The sequence below is a fragment of the Nocardioides sp. genome (genome assembly GCF_047606145.1).
GTDB lineage: Bacteria > Actinomycetota > Actinomycetes > Propionibacteriales > Nocardioidaceae > Nocardioides.
The window spans coordinates 1-2,837 of the sequence record NZ_JASGET010000001.1 but is presented as its reverse complement, the minus strand read 5'-3'; the positions used below and the strand labels follow the sequence as shown (position 1 = coordinate 2,837).

General features: G+C 67.4%; 1 protein-coding gene and 2 pseudogenes. All 3 read left to right on the top strand.

The window, feature by feature from the left end:
* Nucleotides 1-121: 121 nt before the first annotated feature.
* A pseudogene (locus QM638_RS00015) lies at nt 122-883 on the top strand (IS256 family transposase); the annotation flags it as partial.
* A 230-nt stretch (nt 884-1,113) separates the two neighbouring features.
* Entirely contained in the window at nt 1,114-2,334 is a 1,221-nt protein-coding gene (locus QM638_RS00010; protein ID WP_415139872.1) for an IS110 family transposase, read from the top strand.
* Nucleotides 2,335-2,427: 93 nt separating this feature from the next.
* Nucleotides 2,428-2,837, top strand: a pseudogene (locus QM638_RS00005) (transposase); the annotation flags it as partial.

Genomic DNA, 2,837 nt, shown 5'->3' with positions numbered 1-2,837 from the left:
AGTGACGTCCGGCAGAGTGGTGTACGGATCCCGGTGAGCGTGTCGCTGCCGAAGTAGGCGACGGCCACCGGGTGATCCTTCGAGTGAACTCTCACATCCGACTCGAAGAAGGACACCAACGATGACCGTCAGGTCCAGTATCGACCCTGCCCAACTCCTCGAAGAACAGCTCGCCCAGGCCAGCCCGGATCTGCTGCGCGAGCTGCTCGGCACCTTCATCAACACACTGCTCTCAGCTGAGGCCGACGCGGTCTGCGGCGCCGAGTACGGCACCACCACTCCGGAGCGGGTCAACCGACGCAACGGCTACCGCCACCGCGACTTCGACACCCGCGCCGGAACCATCGACGTCGCGGTCCCCAAACTGCGTCAGGGGTCCTACTTTCCCGAGTGGTTGCTGGAGCGCCGCAAGCGCGCCGAACGTGCACTGACCAGCGTGGTGGCGACCTGCTACCTGCTGGGTGTCTCCACCCGGCGGATGGACAAGCTCGTGGCCTCGCTGGGCATCACGTCCCTGTCGAAGTCGCAGGTCTCTGAGATGGCCAAGGAGCTCGACGCCCACGTCGAGGAGTTCCGCACCCGCCGACTCGACGACGCTGGACCGTTCACCTTCGTGGCCGCCGACGCGTTGGTGCTCAAGGTTCGCGAAGGTGGGCGAGTCGTTCCCGTCCACGCGCTGGTCGCCACTGGCGTCGACGCTGACGGCCACCGTCAGATCCTCGGTGTCCAGGTCACCACCAGTGAGGACGGCGCCGGCTGGTTGGCGTTCTTCCGCGACCTCACCGCCCGCGGCCTGTCCGGGGTCAAGCTCGTCACTTCCGATGCGCACGCCGGGCTGATGGCCGCGATCAGCGCGACCCTGCCCGGGACGTCGTGGCAGCGATCATCCGCCAACCTGGGGTGCGGCGGGATAGGCCCGCTGGTCCACCTCCACCGTCGGGAGAGGACCTTGGCAGCGTGACCGGACAGGTCCAGCGGCAGACCCGTCCCTCCCGACGGTGGAGGATCTTGACTGGCTAGTGGGAGTCGTGCCCCATGCAGCGATGTGGGAGCACCGGGATGAGCGCCCAGAGGGATCGGCCCAGGAGGTGGTCGAACCCGAAGGAGGTAGCAATGAGTTCAACATCTTGGCCAGCGTTCGCGGGCATCGACTGGGGCGGTGAACACCATCAGCTGTGCGTAGTCAACCACGCCGGCAAGCGACTCACCCAGCGACGCGTGACCCACGACGTGGTCGGGCTCGCTGATCTGCGGCATGAGCTAGCGCGGTTCGGTGACCGGTTGCCGATCGCGATCGAGCGATCCGAAGGCCTCCTCGTGGAGCACCTTCAAGCCCACGGGCACGCGCTGTTCGCGGTGTCGCCGCGCATCTCTGCCAGAGCCAGAGAGCGCTACAAGGTCGCCTCGATCAAGGACGACCGGTTCGACGCCTTCGTCCTGGCCGACACGCTGCGCCACGAACACCAGCACTGGCATCCGCTGAGCGTCCCCTCCCCGCTCCTGGCTGAGATCAAGGCACTGACCCGCGACCGGGATCGGCTACTTGAGACTCAGCAGGCCGTCGAGCACCAGCTGCGGATGATCCTGGAGGCCTACCATCCCGCACCGGTGCGGTTGTTCTCCTCGGTCGACCGGCAGATCACCCTCTCCTTCGTGCTCGACTACCCGACACCGGCGGTCGCCGGTCGCATCAAGACCGCTCGGATGGCCGGCTTCCTGTCCCGGCACCACTACACCGGGCGCGTGCCCGCGCAGGTGCTGGCCGAGCGGATGCGCGCCAACCTGCTCACCGGCTCGCCCGGGACGGTGGCCGGGAAGAGCTTCTCAGCGCAGAGTTTCACCCGCTTGCTGCAACTGCTCAACAGCCAGCTCGCCGAATTCGACGATGCGATCGCCGCCGCGGTCACCGAGCACCCCGATGCCCACATCTTCGCGAGCTTTCCTGGCGTGGGGCCCATCACCACCGCGGTCCTGCTCGCGGAGATCGGCGAGGACCGACAGCGCTATCCCCGACCCGAGGTCCTGCTCGCTGAAGCGGGACTGGCACCGGTAACCCGCTCCTCGGGCAGATCGCGCAGCGTCCGGTTCCGTTACGCCGCCAACAGCCGGCTACGTGAGAGCGCGATGTGGTGGGCCTACAACTCGATGAAGGAGTCACCCTGGGCCGCGGACGCTTTCCGCAACGCGCGTGATCAGCGAGGGCAGCGCTACCACCGCGCCTTGCGGGGCCTGTCAGCCCGCTGGATGCGGATCTTGTGGCGCTGCTGGACCGACGGCACCCGTTACGACCCCGACAAGCACACGACCGCCGCAGAACACTCCCAGACCGCCTGACCGATCAACGCTCCCAGCCGCCGGACACGCCCGCCGCGCGGCTCGACGCTGCGCCCGAAATCGAAGTCGGGCACGGCACCGAGGTTGACAGTGGGAGTCTGCCGCACCCACTACACCGCGAACCTCATGTCGATCTGTCCCAAGCACGCCTGGGGCGGCGTCAAGGCGATGCTGCACTCGGTCTTCGACCAGATCGACGCCGACGCCGTGCACGCCCAGTACGACAAGCTGCTCGACACCACCACCGCCCTGCCCGAGGTCCACGCCCACCTCGACGAACACTGCGCCGACGTGCTCGCGTTCACCGCCTTCCCCAAGGCCGTGTGGCGCCAAATCTGGTCCAACAACCCCAACGAGCGGCTCAACCGCGAGATCCGCCGACGTACCGACGTGGTCGGGATCTTCCCCGACCGCGGCTCGATCATCCGCCTGGTCGGCGCGGTCTTGGCTGAGCAGAACGACGAATGGGCCGACGGCCGCCGCTACCTCGGACTCGACGTCCT

Excerpts from the sequence above, each read along its gene's own strand:
- QM638_RS00010 (WP_415139872.1), top strand. The coding sequence starts at position 1,114 with ATGAGTTCAACATCTTGGCCAGCGTTCGCGGGCATCGACTGGGGCGGT.